This window comes from Nostoc edaphicum CCNP1411, from assembly GCF_014023275.1.
In the GTDB taxonomy this organism is placed as follows: Bacteria; Cyanobacteriota; Cyanobacteriia; order Cyanobacteriales; family Nostocaceae; genus Nostoc; species Nostoc edaphicum_A.
The window spans coordinates 5,130,631-5,148,164 of record NZ_CP054698.1; the positions used below are offsets into that span (position 1 = coordinate 5,130,631).

General features: G+C 41.1%; 13 protein-coding genes and 1 pseudogene. 8 read left to right on the top strand and 6 right to left on the bottom strand.

Annotated elements, in window-relative coordinates:
* Positions 1 to 422: 422 nt before the first annotated feature.
* The 7 genes and pseudogenes from HUN01_RS24300 (at position 423) to HUN01_RS24320 (ending at position 9,418) form a co-directional block, all read left to right on the top strand.
* Positions 423 to 1,406 carry a polysaccharide deacetylase family protein gene (locus HUN01_RS24300; RefSeq protein WP_181928330.1) on the top strand — a complete coding sequence of 328 codons (984 nt, stop codon included), beginning with the start codon at positions 423 to 425 and terminating at the stop codon, positions 1,404 to 1,406.
* A gap of 739 nt (positions 1,407 to 2,145) precedes the next feature.
* Complete coding sequence (locus tag HUN01_RS24305) at positions 2,146 to 4,587, top strand: dynamin-like GTPase family protein (protein WP_181928331.1); 2,442 nt, start codon at positions 2,146 to 2,148, stop codon at positions 4,585 to 4,587.
* Positions 4,588 to 4,702: 115 nt separating this feature from the next.
* Entirely contained in the window at positions 4,703 to 5,728 is a 1,026-nt protein-coding gene (locus HUN01_RS24310) for a S66 peptidase family protein (RefSeq protein WP_181928332.1), read from the top strand.
* A gap of 178 nt (positions 5,729 to 5,906) precedes the next feature.
* Positions 5,907 to 6,065: pseudogene (locus HUN01_RS36655) on the top strand (IS701 family transposase); the annotation flags it as partial.
* Positions 6,066 to 6,231: 166 nt separating this feature from the next.
* Entirely contained in the window at positions 6,232 to 6,360 is a 129-nt protein-coding gene (locus tag HUN01_RS36245) for a hypothetical protein (protein ID WP_257798003.1), read from the top strand.
* Positions 6,361 to 6,428: 68 nt separating this feature from the next.
* Positions 6,429 to 8,048 (top strand): NAD(P)/FAD-dependent oxidoreductase, encoded by a 1,620-nt coding sequence (locus HUN01_RS24315; RefSeq protein WP_181928333.1) that lies wholly within the window; start codon positions 6,429 to 6,431, stop codon positions 8,046 to 8,048.
* A 143-nt stretch (positions 8,049 to 8,191) separates the two neighbouring features.
* Positions 8,192 to 9,418 (top strand): hybrid sensor histidine kinase/response regulator, encoded by a 1,227-nt coding sequence (locus HUN01_RS24320; RefSeq protein WP_181928334.1) that lies wholly within the window; start codon positions 8,192 to 8,194, stop codon positions 9,416 to 9,418.
* Between the two features lie 399 nt (positions 9,419 to 9,817).
* Here HUN01_RS24320 and HUN01_RS24325 read toward each other — a convergent pair whose 3' ends face one another.
* The 4 genes from HUN01_RS24325 to hemW all read right to left on the bottom strand — a co-directional run bounded on the left by HUN01_RS24325 (position 9,818) and on the right by hemW (position 13,945).
* Positions 9,818 to 10,084 (bottom strand): hypothetical protein, encoded by a 267-nt coding sequence (locus HUN01_RS24325; RefSeq protein WP_069072185.1) that lies wholly within the window; start codon positions 10,082 to 10,084, stop codon positions 9,818 to 9,820.
* Between the two features lie 238 nt (positions 10,085 to 10,322).
* Entirely contained in the window at positions 10,323 to 11,444 is a 1,122-nt protein-coding gene (locus HUN01_RS24330; RefSeq protein WP_181928335.1) for a THUMP domain-containing class I SAM-dependent RNA methyltransferase, read from the bottom strand.
* Between the two features lie 421 nt (positions 11,445 to 11,865).
* Complete coding sequence (locus tag HUN01_RS24335) at positions 11,866 to 12,753, bottom strand: UTP--glucose-1-phosphate uridylyltransferase (RefSeq protein WP_181928336.1); 888 nt, start codon at positions 12,751 to 12,753, stop codon at positions 11,866 to 11,868.
* 10 nt (positions 12,754 to 12,763) lie between these two features.
* On the bottom strand, positions 12,764 to 13,945 hold the full coding sequence (hemW, locus tag HUN01_RS24340; protein ID WP_181928337.1) for a radical SAM family heme chaperone HemW: 1,182 nt from the start codon (positions 13,943 to 13,945) through the stop codon (positions 12,764 to 12,766).
* Between the two features lie 411 nt (positions 13,946 to 14,356).
* Between hemW and HUN01_RS24345 the strand changes: the two genes are divergently transcribed.
* Complete coding sequence (locus HUN01_RS24345) at positions 14,357 to 15,433, top strand: PIN/TRAM domain-containing protein (RefSeq protein WP_181928338.1); 1,077 nt, start codon at positions 14,357 to 14,359, stop codon at positions 15,431 to 15,433.
* Between the two features lie 225 nt (positions 15,434 to 15,658).
* Here the strand turns inward: HUN01_RS24345 and HUN01_RS24350 are convergent, their stop codons facing one another.
* On the bottom strand, positions 15,659 to 16,633 hold the full coding sequence (locus HUN01_RS24350) for a 2-hydroxyacid dehydrogenase (RefSeq protein ID WP_181928339.1): 975 nt from the start codon (positions 16,631 to 16,633) through the stop codon (positions 15,659 to 15,661).
* 159 nt (positions 16,634 to 16,792) lie between these two features.
* A complete protein-coding gene (locus tag HUN01_RS24355) occupies positions 16,793 to 16,975 on the bottom strand; it encodes a hypothetical protein (RefSeq protein WP_181928340.1) in 183 nt (60 codons plus the stop codon).
* Positions 16,976 to 17,534 lie beyond the last annotated feature (559 nt).

Consider the following 17,534-nt stretch of genomic DNA (forward strand, 5'->3'; position numbering starts at 1 on the left):
TTTAAGGCTAAAATCTTTTAATTTTTTTCGTCCAATATTCCACTCTCTTTTAGCCAATATTCGTCACCCACTCGTACAGAATTCATACCTGTTTTCTGACTACTGAGTTCTGAATTCTTCTTATAAAGTCGATATTCAAAAAATGCTGAAAACCCATTATCTAATTCATCAAAAATATTTTTTAGAGAAGCAGAATTTGTTTACAAATATGAGACATTAATCTGGGTGATGTCTATAACTGGCTACGCCTACGGAATTCTGCTCTTAAAGTAACTCTTTATTTTGAAAATGAGGAGCGGCAAACCTTCTGGCTTGAATTTTCCCCTAAAACCAGCCTTGAGTCGAATTACGAAACTTGAGCAATAAAGCTCAAATCAACACTATAATTTACGCTTAAAATTGTCCAAATACTTGAATTTATAATGAAAACCAAGCAACAAGGAAACAGACCAATAGCGAGTCTTTCTTTAGACTTGGATAATATTTGGTCTTATCTAAAAAATCAAGGCGCTCCGGGTTGGGAGACTTTCCCCTCTTACCTGGATATCGCAGTACCTCGTTTCTTAGATATTCTCCAGCAATGGAATTTGACAATCACAGTATTTATTGTGGGTCAGGATGCAGCGCTGGAAAAGAACTCTAAAGCAATACAAGCGATCGCTAACGCCGGCCACGAAATTGGCAATCATTCATTCTACCATGATCCTTGGCTACATCTGTATTCAGAGGATGAGATTGAACAAGAGGTGGCACTTGCCGAAGAACATATCAAGCGCGTCACTCATCAACATCCTATTGGTTTTCGGGGGCCGGGATACAGTTTTTCTCCTGCGGTATTAAAAGTTCTAGCACGACGGGGATATGAATATGATGCTTCGACCTTCCCCACATTTTTGGGGCCAATAGCACGAGCTTATTATTTAATGACCTGTAAATTGAGCAAGGAAGAACGTAAGAAACGGGAAGCCTTGTTTGGTGGTTTCAAAGAGGGTTTACAGCCTTTGAAAGCTTATCAGTGGCACATGGGTAAGGATAAACTAACTGAGATTCCCGTTACCACCATGCCAATTTTCAAAGTGCCAATTCACTTCAGTTACATAATGTATCTAAGTACATTTTCTTCGGAAGTGGCTTTACTCTACCTGCGAATTGCCCTCTGGTTGTGTAAACTTACACACGTTCAACCTTCTTTGCTACTCCATCCTACAGACTTTGTAAGTCAAGAGGATGTGCCAGAACTATCATTTTTCCCTGGAATGAGCGTCCCTACCTACAAAAAGCTAGCAATAGTTAACAAAAGTTTAGAACTTATATCCAGTCAGTTTAATGTTTTGACTGTTGGACAACACGCCAAATTCGTAGCGGGTGCGCGTCAACTGCCTGTATTAGTGCCTCAAAAGAGGTAAAAATATAATCTATGCGATTTCTCAGTCTAATTCGTATCCTTAATTACAGGCAAAATTAACTTTGACCTGTGCTTGAGAAGGAGGTGATAGGGTTGGCAAAAAGATAGATTTATTTCTATAATAGTTCACTATTCCAATGTCTTTATTAAAAACCTCTGGTGATATCCCTTCCCTAGAGGTTATTTTTTTAGATGCGATTAATGTCATATAGGAATCCGCTTTGATTTTTGAACGAATTTGCGTAGGCAGGCAATAGTCAATAAGGCTTCTTAGTTGTACTGAGTTTTTTCAGAAATCAAATATGAGTGCTATATAGAAATCCGATTATGAATAGTCAGGGATAATTTTTAGTTCTTGATAACCTGTTTGTTGGTCAAAAGTTCTATTAAAAGTAAACTCCTCACTCGCACCGATAACTATTTCAGCAGTTGTGTGGATAAGGTTACTTGAAAAGTCCTCTGGTCGGTAGCAAAACGTTTTAGTTCCCCCTAAATTCCCCGATAAATTGGGAGACTTTTAGAGACTTTGCCCCCCTTTTTAAGGGGGGTTGGGGGGATCAACAAGTGCCTAAAATTACAGCCAACCACTTTTAAAATATCCTCTTAGTTAATAGTCATTAATTAGTTGTTTAAGTAATATCCAGTAATTAAACCGCATAAAAAATTCTCAGGAATTTTACTGAACCATCAAGACAATAAATATTACTAAGATATAGATAAATATTGTCAGGATGCTGAATATGTCAGATTTACCGCTTCAGTGCAAAAATTTGAAAGGGCAGGTTGAGTCGATATTACAACTTTTACAACAAGAACCAACGCTACGTTCTCAAGATATTACACCTGTACAAACTTCCTTAAGTAAAGCGATTTCTCCCAAGTTTGAAATTGTGTTTGCGGGTGCGTTTAGTGCTGGTAAATCAATGCTAATCAATGCATTATTGGAAAGAGAATTACTCTACAGTGCAGAGGGACATGCTACAGGTACAGAATGCAAAATCGAGTATGCAGAAGCAGATAAAGAACGTGTTGTTTTGACATTTTTAAGTGAAGCAGAAATTCGGGAACAAGCAGTTTCTTTGTGTCAGCAGCTAGGATTTAAGACAGTAGCTAATATCAACCAAATTGATGTAATCAACTTATTACGTCAGGGTTCTGAAGCGATTATTCAGCAGGAGGGTGGTGAGAGTCAATCAGAACGTGCAAAGCAGGCGAAAGCGTTAATGTTATTGCTAGAGGGATATATGGCAAACCGCGATCGCATCAACACGGTTAATAATGCTACATACTCAATGGAGCAATTTAACTTTTCCAATCTCAAGGAAGCGGCTGGATATGCCCGTCGTGGTAGCAATAGTGCAGTATTGAAGCGGATAGAATATTACTGTAATCATCCTTTGCTACAAGATGGCAATGTAATTATAGATACACCTGGTATCGATGCACCAGTAGAAAAAGATGCACAGCTAACTTATGCCAAAATTCAACATCCTGATACTTCGGCGGTGGTGTGTGTGCTAAAACCTGCTTCGGCGGGCGACATGACAAAAGAAGAAACAGAACTTTTAGAATTAATGCGGAAGAATGGGGGAGTACGCGATCGCGTTTTCTATATCTTCAACCGAATTGATGAAACTTGGTATAATACCCAACTACGGCAACGGTTAGATAACTTAATTAGTGGGCAATTTAGCAATTCAAATAAGGTTTATAAAACCAGTGGATTATTAGGATTTTACGGCAGTCAAATTAAACAGACAAACCAACAAGATAGATTTGGTTTAGATTCTGTTTTCGCAGAAAGTATTAAAGGTTTAGATGGTAATGAAGAAACACCGCAATTTGTCTATGCATTTAACAACTACTGTGTAAATTCAGGAAGGCTATCTTCTACTAAATTCAATGTCTCTGTTAACGCCATTGAAACCCCAAATCAAAATTATGTGCGGATTCTGGGAGATTGGGGAAATGAACTGATAGAAAAGCTAATTCAAGATAGTGGTACTAATGAATTTCGCACAGCTATTACTCGCTATCTTACAGAAGAAAAGCGTCCACAATTATTTAAAAATCTTGCTGATGATTTGGAAGATATTTGTATTAAGCTGAAAAAACATTATCAGAGTGTACAACGCGATTTAGATAGTCAGCCTCAAGAAATTGAGATGATGAAGGCACAAGAATTGCAACAACTAAATCAGCAACTCCAGCAAGTTGGGAGAGAATTTAGTGAGCATATTAAAGAAGAAGTTAACCATGTAATTAATAATTCTTGTGATGCTTTTGAAGCAGATTTTAAGCAATTGCAATCACGTATGATTCGCCGTTTAGATGAATTGCTAGATACTTTTTCTGTAGCTTATGCTTACCGACGCGCAACCATCAGCCATCCTCGCAACGCTACCGCACCTTTGATTGCTATTTTAGTAGAAGCATTTTATTACTTAGCAAATCAATTAGAAGATATTTTGGTTGAATCTTCTCAGCAAGTAGTTGCAAATTATTTTCAGCGGTTGATTGAAAAGATTCGTAAGTCAGAATATTATCGTCAGTTGTATCGGTTATTAGATCATGATGGCGGCATTGAACAAGAGATTAGAACTATCGAAAAGCAGGTTACTCAAGCATTAGTTAGTGCAGCTAGTGTAGAGTGCGATCGCTTTGTGCGAGAAAGTCCAAGATTTTATGATGAAGGCACTTTTTCTATATATCAATTTCGCCAAACTTTATTACAAACTTCCCAAGGTTACGACGCTGAAAGTATCATAGAAGCAGAGCCAGCAATTAGGCAGTTATTGAAGTTAGATTTTGAACCCAAAGTTTCCCAAACTATTCGTAAATCTTTCCGTCAAACCATCAACCAAACTCTCAAAACTCAATTGATCCCAATGGCAAATCAGCAAGCCGATGAAATTTTGCAGCAATATCCACAGGCGCGTGCTTATTTAGAGAAAACATTGCAACAAGAGGCTGAAGAAAAAATTGCGAATAATCGCCGATTATTGAATGTTGTCGAAGAAAATATTGCAGCATATAATTCAGCCACTTCTAGTATTAATAGTTGTTTGCAGGCGATGCAATTATATGATCATCTTTTGCCTGTAATTGGTGATTCGTTTGACACTGATGGGAAGTTTGCTAATAATGGATTTGTGATTTCAGATGTGGTACAAGAGGTTTAATTTTACATATCACAATCCGATTTGATTTGTGAAAATTAGCGGTATTTAGATCCCCGACTTCTTTAAGAAGTCGGGGATCTAACTTTTTATAATCCAAATCCCCAACTTAATGGTTATGACTATCAAGCGCCGACAATTTCTTACAACCTGTGGACTCGCTACCCTAGCCACCCAAGTATCACCACTTACCGCCCAAGGTAAACTACCCACAAACACCATCCGCAAGCCGCCTCATCTGCAAGTAGGCGATACTGTAGGATTAATCGCCCCTGCGGGTATTGTTGACGCTAAAGACATCGAAGCAGCGCAGAAGTCAGTTTCACAATTAGGGTTAAAAGTCAAGCTGGGGAAGCATATTTTAGATCGTTACGGCTATTTAGCGGGTAAAGATAGCGATCGCGCCCAGGATGTAAACTTAATGTTTAGCGATCGCACCATCAAAGCAATTATCGCCATGCGTGGCGGTTGGGGTTGTAATCGCATTTTACCTTTACTCAACTACTCGCTGATCCGCTCCCATCCGAAAATTATCATCGGGTACAGCGATATTACGACGCTGTTATTGGCAATTAATGCCCGTAGTCAAATGATTACTTTTCATGGCCCAGTTGCTACGTCTACCTGGAATCAATTTACAGTGGATTACTTCAAGCGCATCCTATTTAATGGCGAAGCTGTGACTATGCAAAATCTCAACCCTAGCGAAGTGCGGGTGGAGACAATAGCACCGGGAAAGGTGAGAGGTAAACTTGTAGGTGGAAACTTATCAGTGCTATCAGCGATGATAGGTTCACCTTACCTACCTTCTTGGAACAAAAGTATCCTGTTTATGGAAGAAATTGGCGAGGATATTTACCGTATAGATAGGATGTTGACGCAGTTAAAAACCGCTGGGATACTAAATCAAATTACTGGCTTTATCTTTGGGCAATGCACGAATTGTAGTCTTGGGGATGAACCATCATTTACATTAATGCAAGTATTGCAACAACACCTACTTCCTTTAGGGATTCCTGCTTGGTATGGTTCAATGATTGGTCATATTAAAGATAAATTTACCTTGCCAATAGGTGTAGAAGTGGAAATAGATGCTGAACTTGGGACAATAAGAATGTTAGAAGCGGCTGTTAGTCTGGTTTAACGCAAGTTCGACGGCTCAAGATTATTAAAATAAGACTTACGCGATTTGAAACCTTTCATTGAGCCATAAAAAAAGTATGTGGAATTTGTCGGTTCATGGTGAACCAGCGCGTTGCGGGGGTTCCTCCCCCCCGTTGTAGCGACTGGCGAACCCGCAAGGGTTAAAGATATCTATGCACAAGACTCACATATTTTGTTCACTTCAAGCTTTTGTTAGATTGGAGTTTATACGGTCTGAAAAAATAATTAGCAATTGGTACGAAATACAACGGAATATGTTCACGTTAGTTGTACGTGAACATATTTTTGCAAACCTTAGCGGTGATGGCATTGTCTAGACTAAATTGCTCGTATTTCTTGATATATCTAAAAGATTAGACAAGGCAATTTGTTGAGTTTCTATTGCTAGGTTAAGTCGAAATAACTCCATATCTAGTTCGTTATAGTAGTACGTAGTATTATAAAGTAAGAGTAAATATCTCCTGATACTAAAAAATAAATTTAATGATTAGAGCGGAACTACCTTTTCCCCGCCTAGTTGTGCAAACACTAGCGTTGGCTACGCCCACCGCAGGCATCGCATTAGCGCAGCGGCAAGTACATTTAGTGAATGTCTACGGCGACCTACGCTAACGTGCCACAGTAATTTTGATTAGATTTTGATTAAGATTTTGATAGACAAGTATGAATTTCTCCTCGCTATGTTACGACTAACAGAAGTAAAGCTCCCGCTTGATCATCCTGAAGATGAGATCAAGTCTGCCATCCTCAAAAAGCTGCAAATCACAGACGAAGAATTGATCAGCTATTCAATCTTCAAGCGTAGCTACGATGCGCGTAAGAAAGGAGATATAACCCTTGTCTATATTCTGGATGTAGAAACGACTCAGGAAACTCATCTACTCAAGCGTCTGAAAAAAGATCCCCATGTCATGGCCACGCCAGACATGAGTTATCGCCCAGTGGCACAAGCACCCAGCAATTTGGCGATTCGCCCCATCGTGATTGGTACTGGGCCTTGTGGCTTGTTTGCAGGTTTGATGCTGGCGCAAATGGGGTTCCGTCCCATCATTTTAGAACGTGGGAAAAAAGTTCGCGATCGCACTGCTGATACTTTTGGCTTTTGGAAGAAAAAATCAGACTTCAACCCCGAATCCAATGCCCAATTTGGCGAAGGTGGGGCGGGTACATTCTCCGATGGCAAACTCTACAGTCAAGTTAAAGATCCTCAGCATTATGGGCGCAAGGTACTAACCGAACTCGTCAATGCGGGAGCCTCACCAGAAATTCTCTATATCAACAAACCGCACATCGGCACATTCAAACTGGTGGGAATTGTCCAAAGTATGCGGGCTAAAATTGAATCCCTCGGTGGTGAAATTCGCTTTGAAAGTCGAGTTGAAGATATCAACATCGAAAATGGACAGGTGCGGGGAGTCACCCTCGCTAGTGGGGAATATATCACCAGCGATTATGTGGTTCTCGCAGTTGGTCACAGCGCCCGCGATACCTTCCAAATGCTATTTGATCGTGGAGTTTACATAGAGCCAAAACCTTTTTCCATCGGCTTTCGGGTCGAACATCCCCAGACTCTCATCGACAAATGTCGCTTCGGCGCTCAGGCTGGTCATAAGCTTTTAGGTGCTGCCGATTACAAACTGGTTCACCACTGCCAAAATGGTCGTTCCGTCTATAGTTTCTGTATGTGTCCGGGAGGCTTGGTAGTTGCAGCCGCATCAGAACCGGGGCGACTTGTGACCAATGGGATGAGCCAATACTCTCGCAATGAGCGCAATGCCAATAGTGCGATCGTTGTGGGTATCACACCCGAAGATTATCCGGGAAATGCGTTAGCGGGAATTGACTTTCAACGGCGCTTGGAAGAAAAGGCTTTTGAGTTGGGCGGTGGAACTTATGAAGCTCCAGGGCAGTTAGTGGGAGACTTTCTCAACCATCGCCCCTCTACAGCATTGGGCACTGTTAAACCGTCTTATACACCTGGGGTACATTTGGGTGATTTGAGCCAGAGTTTACCAGATTATGCGATCGCAGCCATCCGCGAAGCCCTTCCCGCTTTTGACAAACAAATTAAAGGATTTGCGATGGATGATGCCGTGTTGACTGGAGTGGAAACCCGTACCTCATCACCGATTCGGATTAAACGCAAAGAGGATTATCAGAGTTTAAATACAGTCGGTCTTTATCCGGCTGGGGAAGGCGCAGGATATGCAGGGGGAATTCTCTCGGCGGGTATCGATGGTATCAAGGTAGCGGAGGCGGTGGCTTTAAGTATTTTGAAAAATTGCGATCGTAATTTTTGAGACAGAAGAGTTTTATCGATGGTTGTTTCTAAAAGGGGAAAAGCGATCGCATCTTAGGAAACAACATCCATTTGACATACCTAAAATCTATTCAGCTTATTAGTTGTGGACTCCTCAAAATTTATTTTATCAAAAGCAGCTTTATGAACGTAACCAGTATTTTATCAAGCACACAGATAACAGAGAAAGTTAGGATTCTGGTTGTTGAAGATGAGTATATTCTGTCCATGAATTTACAAGAAACTTTAGAGCTGCTGGGATACACTGTTTTAGATATTATCGATACGGCAGAAACGGCAATTGAGAAAGCTGGTGAACTACTCCCAAACTTGGTTTTGATGGATATCCAGTTGCGGGGTGAGATGGACGGAATTCAGGCGGCGGAGCTAATCTGGAATCGTTTTCAAATACCTGTCGTTTATATTACCGGACATTCTGATAAAAACACTGTGAAGCGGGCTAACATGACATTTGCTTTTGGTTACATCCTCAAACCTGTCAAAGAGCAACAACTTTATGTTGCTATTCAAACAGCACTCAATCGCCATCAACGTGAGCAATTGTCACAATCTCAACGGCTCAACCTGTTGAAAAATAATTTTCTAGCAACCGCCTCTCATGAAATGCAAATGCCCTTATTGAATATCAAAATGACAATCTCGGTGCTAGAAAATATTCTGGAGCGAGAGGGCATTTTAAATTCAGAACTACTTTCTCCATTTGAGTCTGTAGCTGGCTACATAACTATTATGCGCCAACAGTGTGAAGAAGGGCTAGATTTGGTGAACATTTTGCTGTCTCTACAAATGATTGATACAGATGCATATCCATTAGAATTAACTTCATTTCAACTTCAAGAATGGCTTCCTCATTTAAGCTTGTATTTTCGAGAACTTGCTCGTTCTCAAAAACAGATTTTCCAGGTTAGTATCCCCCAAAATTTACCACCTATGGTTTCAGACTTAGGTGTTGTTACCAAAATTATCTCCGAATTACTCAACAATGCCTGCAAATATTCTCCACCTGATGAAGAGATTAAATTAACTGTCCAGATTATCGACATAACAAAAAGTGTAATCAATAAAGATGAGGAATCTGATATGAGGACTAATGCTCAAGTGCCCTTTTTTGAAATTACAATTAGCAACTCTGGCGTAATAATCCCTAAAAAAGATCAATCTCGAATATTTGAACCATTTTATCGAATTCCTTACAACAATTTCTGGAAAATTGGCGGGACAGGATTGGGTTTGACATTAGTTAAGAAGTTTGTAGAATGTCTCCAAGGCACGATAGAAGTTACCAATATTAAAGATTGCACAAGATTCACTGTCTTACTACCGTTAAGCCTGTCAGATTTATCATCTTAAGCGAACATTATATTTCTCCTCACGCGCAGAGAGAAAAAAGAAATTTTACAAGTCACCTTGAAAAGGCTAGTACCGCAAGGCGGAATTAAAAATTAAAAATTAAAAATTAAAAATGAAGACATCGTAAGGGTTTTTTTGATTGGGAATGGGTGGTTTATTTCCGCCGTGCTGTACTAGTCCTATACAGCAGAAATCAGGAGCAAAAGACGCTTTATACCTTTATTTCAGCTTTTTTCTATTTCATTCTGTGATGTTATTCATGCCAATATCAATTCTAATATCAAGCCCCACCTAGCTACTTTCGAGGCAGGGCTTTAGTTTTTATGGCTGGAGTCGAGATGCAATCATGCATAAGCGCGATGGCGTACACGCCCGCAGCAAGCGATCGCACTGGGGAATTTAGCCGAACGTTAAAGCTGGTTCTTCACAGAAGTTAAATAGGGCTGACTCACTTTCTGATTCATCTTCAAAGACAGCAGAGATATACCATTCACAGGGCGAATCATTCGTATATTCAGCCCAAGCAATTGTCACTGTTTCACCCGATGGAATCCCTGAATCACTCAAGGTAAATGAAGCCCAATCTTCATCATCGAGAGATACCCACAACTCTGTAATTGCCTGTTCGGTGTCATTGGTAACGGTAAACGTGAATTGGTCTGACATAAATAGCCCCTTAGCTATAAATAAATTGCAGGTTGTCAGTCACCGATTATACTGCCACTTTTTTTAAATGTTGTCATCATAACTGCCAGAATATATACTCAGAGATAGTTTCAAGCTTTTTTGGACTAAATTTAAATTTATTAAAGAGTATTAAAAATATCACAGGTAAGACGCGATAAATCGCCGTCTCTACAATGATCGGTCTTTTGTAAAGACGGCGATTGATCGCGTCTTTGTCTTAATACAACTCATATTTCATTAACTGACAAGGCAGCGCTCCGTTATACACCGCAATCCGCCGGGATGATTTTAGTCCAATCGATTGAGACAGTTCCTTATTCCCACTCAGCACAAATGCAGTCCAGCCTTTGAAGCGTTGTTTCAAGACATCGCCCAAAAGTTTATAGAACGCCCCTAAATCACTATCTTGCCCCAGCCGTTCGCCATAAGGTGGATTGCAGAATAAAATCCCACTGTCTGCGGGGGCGACAACATCGGCTAACTCCATTTGAGAAAACCATACATGGTTATCAACGCCGCAGTTTTGAGCATTGTTAATCGCTTGCTCGATTATATTTTCATCGCGATCGCTTCCCCAAATAGGTGCGGGAAGGGTATCTAGTTGGCTGTCCTTAGCTTCTTGGAGCAACTTTTCTAAAAGGGACAAATCAAAATCGAGCCAAGTTTCAAATCCAAAAGACTCACGAAACAGCCCTGGTGCTATGTTCAGCGCCTTTAAGCTAGCTTCCAAAGGTAAAGTGCCAGATCCACACAGAGGATCGTAGAACATCTGGTTTGGCTCCCAACCCGAAAGCTGAATGAGCGCAGCAGCGAGAGATTCCTTGAGAGGGGCTACTCCAACCGCAGGACGGTAGCCTCGGCGATGCAGACTATTTCCAGAACTGTCGAGTTTAACGGTACAAAAGTCGCGTTCAATATGAACATTGACCCGCACATCTGGGTCATGAAGCTCTACATTTGAACGCTCGCCCAGATTTTCTTTCTGCTGGTCAACGATCGCATTTTTGACCTGGAGAGATGTGAAGTGGCTGTGGTTGAGGTGCTGGTTTTTGCCTGTGACATTCACCGCCAGGGTCATGTCTGGCGTTAAATAGTTTACCCAATCGATAGTCTGGATACCGCGATAGAGATCATCGGCATTTTGGCAAGGAAACTCATGGATATTCACCAAGATTCGGAACGGTAGCCTAGCCCAGAGATTGACGCGATAAAGCAAAGTGCGATCGCCCTCAAAGGCTACACCACAAAATCCTGGCTCCACCGAATGGGCACCCAGTTGCTCTAACTCCTGAGCCGCCAGGGTTTCTAATCCGCGAGCAACCGTTGCAAAATAATTCATAAGTCGTAATTTGTAATTCGTAATTAATGGTTACTAGTAACTCAATTTATTGGTTTTTCAGAGAAGCGACTTTTTTAACTTAAGAGGTTGTTTGAAAAGTGTTTCGCTGTGACTTTAATCACTTTTAGATCCCCCTAAATCCCCCTTAAAAAGGGGACTTTAATTCTGGTTCCCCCCTTTTTAAGGCTACGGTGTACACACAAGTCTGAAATCGCTGATTAACCAAGATTTTACCCCACCCTAACCCTCCCCTTGCAAAGGGGAGGGAACTAGATTTTCTATTTCCCCCCTTTGCAAGGGGGGATTAAGGGGGGTAATTAGACTTGTGTGTACACCGTAGCCTTTTTAAGGGGGGGGTTAAGGGGGATCTAAAATTTTTGATACCGACAAGAGGAGTTTTCAAACTTCCTCTAAGATTCATCTAGAAATTTCTAAAATCAATCATTGTCTGACGATAAGCATCTGGCAAACCTGTATCAAAACACTTCCCTTTAACAACATACCCTGTCATTCCCTCTTCCTGACGTAACTTTTCCAGACAGGATGTTAACTGAAATTCACCTCGTTCTCGGAAATTTTGATTTATATGCTCTGCTAGAAAGTCAAAAATTTTCGGCGTCAGCAAATATAAGCCAAATATACCTAAAAAATCATTTTCTGCCATTCCTTCTACACGCAAATGCTGTTTTGCATATTCAATGGTAGGCTTTTCATAGAGTTGTGTAACTGACAAAATCGAATTTAACTCTTGCCAAACTCCTGTTATACACCCAGCCTTATGAATAATCTCTGCTGGCATTGTAGTTAAACCAACAACATTTTGATTCACTTGTTCGTAAACATCTAAAACTTGACTAGCACAAGATTTTTCAATGTCAGATGCATAAATGTGGTCGCCCAACATTAGTAAAAATGGCTCATTCTGCACCCAATCTTTGGCACAAAACACCGCATGACCATAGCCCAATTGCTCCTCTTGCAATAAGATGGTAATTTTGCTGCCTAAATCTTCGAGATATTGGCTATATTCCTGATTTTGCGGTGAAAGTTTCTCTAAAAGTTCTTTTTTAGGTGGGTTTTTCAATAAATTTTCAAATATTTCTTTGTCATCGGGCTGCACCACGATCCCCACTTCTGCAATTCCAGCACTAATTGCCTCTTCAATAATTGCGAGAATCACAGGTTTTGCCCTACCATCTCGATCAATAATCGGAAAAAGTTCTTTTTTCACAACTTTCGTAGCTGGAAACAACCGAGTCCCAAAACCAGCTACCGGAATCACAGCTTTTCTAACTTGATTTTTCTGCATAAATGGATCGTCACCCCAACTTCTCGAACAACTCCGCCAACACCACATTAGAAAACAAAAACCCTTGGGGATCAATCAAATGCAACCTTCCCTCTACAATTTCTACCCAACCTTCATCAAAATACTCTTGCAAACACCTGCAAATTTCCTCCACCTTCTCTTCCCCATAAGCTTCCGCCAACGCCGCCAAACTCACACCCTCCGCCAAACGCAACCCCAACATTAACGTTTCTAACAATACTTCCTTTGGGGGAGTCAGATCACAATCAATCACACCGCCAGCTTCTACCCACTTGTAATACTCCTTAGTTTTACGCGGACGAGTGAAGCGTTTACCCTCAACATAACTCGCTGCACCCATCCCAAAGCCGTAATAAGAGCGGTTTTCCCAATAGACTCGATTATGTCGGCACTGATGACCAGATTGAGCATAATTAGAAATTTCATAATGCTCATAACCTGCACTAGTTAAAACCTGCTGCCCCATCTGGTACATTTTGACCGTGGCTTCATCCGTGGGCAAAGGAGTATCGCCAGGTTTGTAGTAACGGCCAAAAGCCGTACCTGGTTCGATGGTAAGATCATAAATAGATATGTGAGTAGGTAGAAGCGCTACCGCTTTGGTGAGAGAATCTTGCCATTGATCCAAAGACTGATGCGGCAACCCGGAGATTAGGTCTAAGCTAAATTCGGGAATCTCGACTTGATGAATTAGTTCCACTGCTGCAAAAATATCTTCAACTGAGTGCGATCGCCCCGCCCTTTGCAATAATTCTGATTGAAAGGCTTGTACACCCAAACTTACCCGGTTCACGCCTGCACTGCGATATCCTGCTATATGTGCTAAATCAAAAGTACCTGGGTCAATTTCCATAGAAATTTCTACCCCAGATGCAATACCAAAATGCTTCTCTAGCTCTGTTACTATCCGTTGTAGCTGCTCTATTGATAGCAGGGAAGGAGTACCACCACCGAAGAAAATTGTCTTTAGGGGTTGACCAAATGCTGGTGTAATGGCAATTTCTTGACATAGCACCTCAACATATTGGGAGATAGTACCAGATGTTTCGCCCCGCAAGCGATCGCCAACAACAGACACCGGGAAATCACAATAAAAGCACCGCCGTCTGCAAAAGGGAATATGCACATAAGCAGAACTCGCAATTCCAGAAATACTAAATTTTTGACTCATGTTGAGAAAGAATTGAGTTAATCCAACTGCGAATTAGAGACAATAAAAAAGAGGTAAGAATTCAGGAGTCAGGAGTCAGGAGCCAGAATAATTGTAAAATCAAGCGTGTAATAACTTCTTGATTTTATTAAAATTATTAAGTTTGGGTATCAAAGTCTTCTTAATTCTGACTTCTGGATTCTGGATTCTGAATTCTTACAAAAAGAGTAGTTTATTTACAAATTTCTGTCGTTTTACAAAGAAACAATGAAAAATATTAAGATAAAAGCCTTTGGTTATAATAATTGCAGATATTGTCCTACTAAACCCTTAGTGTAAGTCAATATTGCTTATTGATGAGTTTATCTTACCGATGAAATAAAAAATACTTAACTTTATCGGTGAACACAATTTCAGGAAAACAAGACAACCATGCTTGACGCCATTATCATTTTCTCATTTATCCTGGCAGCGTCGGGAATAGGGTTCTACAGCATTGAACTGTTACCCAATGGGGCGCTAGATCAAGTAACGAATCTAGAAGCTTTACGCTTAGTTGTTGCCGTCTTTGCCGCCATTATTGGTGGTGCGATCGGGCTGAGTTTCCAGACGACATATCGTCGCCTAGAATCACAAGTCAAGGAAATGCCTCTGGAAGTGATCTTAACTCGTGCCATTGGCTTAGTGATTGGGCTATTGTTAGCTAACCTCATGCTAGCCCCACTATTTTTGCTACCTATCCCGGCGGATTTTGGATTTATTAAGCCACTCGTGGCAGTTGTCGGTAGTATTATCCTCTCCGTCACTGGCATGAATTTGGCAGATACTCACGGGCGAGGCTTATTGCGGTTCATTAATCCCAACACCGTCGAATCGATGGTAGTGGAAGGAACACTAAAACCCGCCAATACCAAAGTTTTAGACACTAGCTGCATTATTGATGGTCGTATTGAAGCCTTACTAGAAACAGGATTTCTGGAAGGGCAAATTCTTGTACCCCAGTTTGTCTTGCAAGAACTCCAACAAGTAGCAGATGCTAGCAAAGACCAAAAACGGGTGCGCGGAAGACGAGGGCTAGAAATTCTCAACCGCATTAAAGAAGATTATCCCGATCGCATTCTGATTAATGCAGTTGACTACGACGATATTCCCACAGTAGACGCGAAGTTAGTACGCTTCGCCCAAGAAATCAGCGGTACATTGCTAACTAACGACTACAACTTGTCTAAAGTCGCCAGCGTTCAGAAAGTACCTGTTTTGAATGTGAATGATTTAGTGAATGCCGTCCGTCCCAGTTATTTACCTGGTGACAACCTGGATTTGAAAATCCTCAAGGAAGGCAAAGAACCCAGTCAAGGCATTGGCTATCTAGACGACGGCACAATGGTTGTTGTTGAAGAAGGCAGCAATTATGTGGGTGGTGAACTGCGAGTAGTAGTAACCAGTGCTTTACAAACTACAGCAGGAAGAATGATTTTTGCCAAACCCCAAGCTTCAGCATTGGCGTGAAACAATGGGATGTTTAATTCAAGTGACATTTGGTAATCGGTGCAGGTTGACTGCACCGATTATTTATTAATTAGACTTATAAACCTCACTATTGAGGCATCACATTTATGATTTCCCACCCAAGAACAAAATTTCGTTATTTGAACCACGTTTAGAACTCTGTTTGAGAGTTCCCACTCATTCCCAAATAAACAACCTACACTTGTCAGAATCTTCCTCCTGCCTTCATTGATAAATTTCGGGGTTGACACAATAAGCTAGACGATCGCCCCTCAGTCCAGCAATTAAGTTAGCGATCGCCATTGTTGCCATTTTTGATCGCGTTTGACGACTGGCACTGCCAATATGAGGCGCAATAATTAGATTATCTAGAGTCAACAACAGGCTATCGCTGGGAATCGGTTCTGGTTCGGTGACATCCACAGCCGCAGCGGCAATTTGACCACTTGTAAGGGCACGATACAGAGAATCTGGATCTACAATAGTTCCCCGCGCTGTATTAATCAAAATAGCCGATCGCTTCATCAACTCAAATTGGCGATCGCTAATAAGATGATAAGTATCATCAGTAGATGGTGTGTGCAGTGTTACAAAATCAGACTCTTGCAGCAAGTGTTCCAACGTAGCAAACTCCACACCTAAAGATTGTTCTAATTCTGGGTTACATCGTTGCCTACTCGTATATAAAATCTGCATTTCAAACCCTTTGGCACGACGAGCAATCGCTTGACCAATGCGCCCAAAACCAACAATCCCCAAAGTAGCACCCGTAACATTTGGCCCCAATAATAAGTCTGGTTCCCAAGTCTGCCACAACCCTGCACGAGTAAACCGATCTGCCTCCACTACTCGCCGTGCTGCTGCCATGAGTAATGCCCAAGCAAAATCTGCGGTAGCATCGGTTAGCACACCAGGAGTATGACCGACGGGAATTTGCCGTGCCGTAGCGGCGGCAATGTCAATGTTATCGTAACCCACCGCCATCTGACTGATGACTTTGAGTTTCCCAGACTCGATCAGTTGTCGATCAATTTGGTCAGTCAGCAGACAGAGTAATCCATCTATTTCCTGGACTTTTTCTCGTAAAATTTCGTAGGGAGGGGGTTGGCGTTCTGGCCAAACTTCCACAGTGACAAGCGATCGCAGTTCCTCTAATTCAATGGGTAGACGACGAGTAACGAAGACTTTAGCTTCAAGCATAGTTTTAGCATAATAAATTCTTCCCATTATTATCAGGAAAGGCAGGAGGAAAACAGCCCTGTCTACAACACGCTGCGATCGCTACGGTGTACACACAAGACCTAAAAACCTAGCTGTGATAAGACTTTCCTCGTTCCCAGGTTCCGCCTGGGAATGCATTCATTGAGTCTCTGACTCAATGTCTGACTGGAGGCAGCAGCCCCTAATAAGCCCATGCAGAGCATGGGAACCAGAGACGAGGGCTTCTTCTGAAAGTTCAGTCACAATTACACTACTTTGTTCTGTGTCCTCACTTTCCGGAATTTCATCTAGGTCATAGCACAATACGGTTCGGATAAGCACTCTTCACTTTCCTTATGCTCTGGAAATTGGTTTTGCTTAAAACCTTTCCCCTTTCCCTTTTCCCCTTTCCCCTTTACCGAATCGTATTGGGTCATAGCAGAGGTTTATTGATTTGATTGGAGTTTCGTTAATTCACACCAGTTAATCAACATTACTTGTAAAGGATTAACAATTATTAATTATTCTTTAATAACTGTCTTAAATGTTTGAAATATCTGCTTAACTGTCTTAACTGTCTTCTTATTCTTCAACTTTTGATTTAAATATCTGCTTAACTGTCTTAACTGTCTTCTTATCCTTCAATTTTTGATTTAACTATCTGTTTAAGTGCTTTCATCTACGGATTGCTTTTTTTTTAAAACTATGAAAAGTTATGAGAACACCATAATAAATCACTAAAAATTAATCTGCCAGCATTGGAAAAAAGTAATGACTTAAACAGCTTTTTGAAATGCCTTATCTTTGGTATAGGGAACTTCAAATAAAACGTACATAGCTCGTTATTTGAATTAGCAGTATCTTGTATTATCGCCTTAACACAAGCTATCACAAGCAAACC

Coding starts and splice junctions, on each gene's coding strand:
- HUN01_RS24300 (WP_181928330.1), top strand. CDS start 423: ATGAAAACCAAGCAACAAGGAAACAGACCAATAGCGAGTCTTTCTTTA.
- HUN01_RS24305 (WP_181928331.1), top strand. CDS start 2,146: ATGTCAGATTTACCGCTTCAGTGCAAAAATTTGAAAGGGCAGGTTGAG.
- HUN01_RS24310 (WP_181928332.1), top strand. CDS start 4,703: ATGACTATCAAGCGCCGACAATTTCTTACAACCTGTGGACTCGCTACC.
- HUN01_RS36245 (WP_257798003.1), top strand. CDS start 6,232: ATGATTAGAGCGGAACTACCTTTTCCCCGCCTAGTTGTGCAAACACTA.
- HUN01_RS24315 (WP_181928333.1), top strand. CDS start 6,429: ATGTTACGACTAACAGAAGTAAAGCTCCCGCTTGATCATCCTGAAGAT.
- HUN01_RS24320 (WP_181928334.1), top strand. CDS start 8,192: ATGAACGTAACCAGTATTTTATCAAGCACACAGATAACAGAGAAAGTT.
- HUN01_RS24325 (WP_069072185.1), bottom strand. CDS start 10,084: ATGTCAGACCAATTCACGTTTACCGTTACCAATGACACCGAACAGGCA.
- HUN01_RS24330 (WP_181928335.1), bottom strand. CDS start 11,444: ATGAATTATTTTGCAACGGTTGCTCGCGGATTAGAAACCCTGGCGGCT.
- HUN01_RS24335 (WP_181928336.1), bottom strand. CDS start 12,753: ATGCAGAAAAATCAAGTTAGAAAAGCTGTGATTCCGGTAGCTGGTTTT.
- hemW (WP_181928337.1), bottom strand. CDS start 13,945: ATGAGTCAAAAATTTAGTATTTCTGGAATTGCGAGTTCTGCTTATGTG.
- HUN01_RS24345 (WP_181928338.1), top strand. CDS start 14,357: ATGCTTGACGCCATTATCATTTTCTCATTTATCCTGGCAGCGTCGGGA.
- HUN01_RS24350 (WP_181928339.1), bottom strand. CDS start 16,633: ATGCTTGAAGCTAAAGTCTTCGTTACTCGTCGTCTACCCATTGAATTA.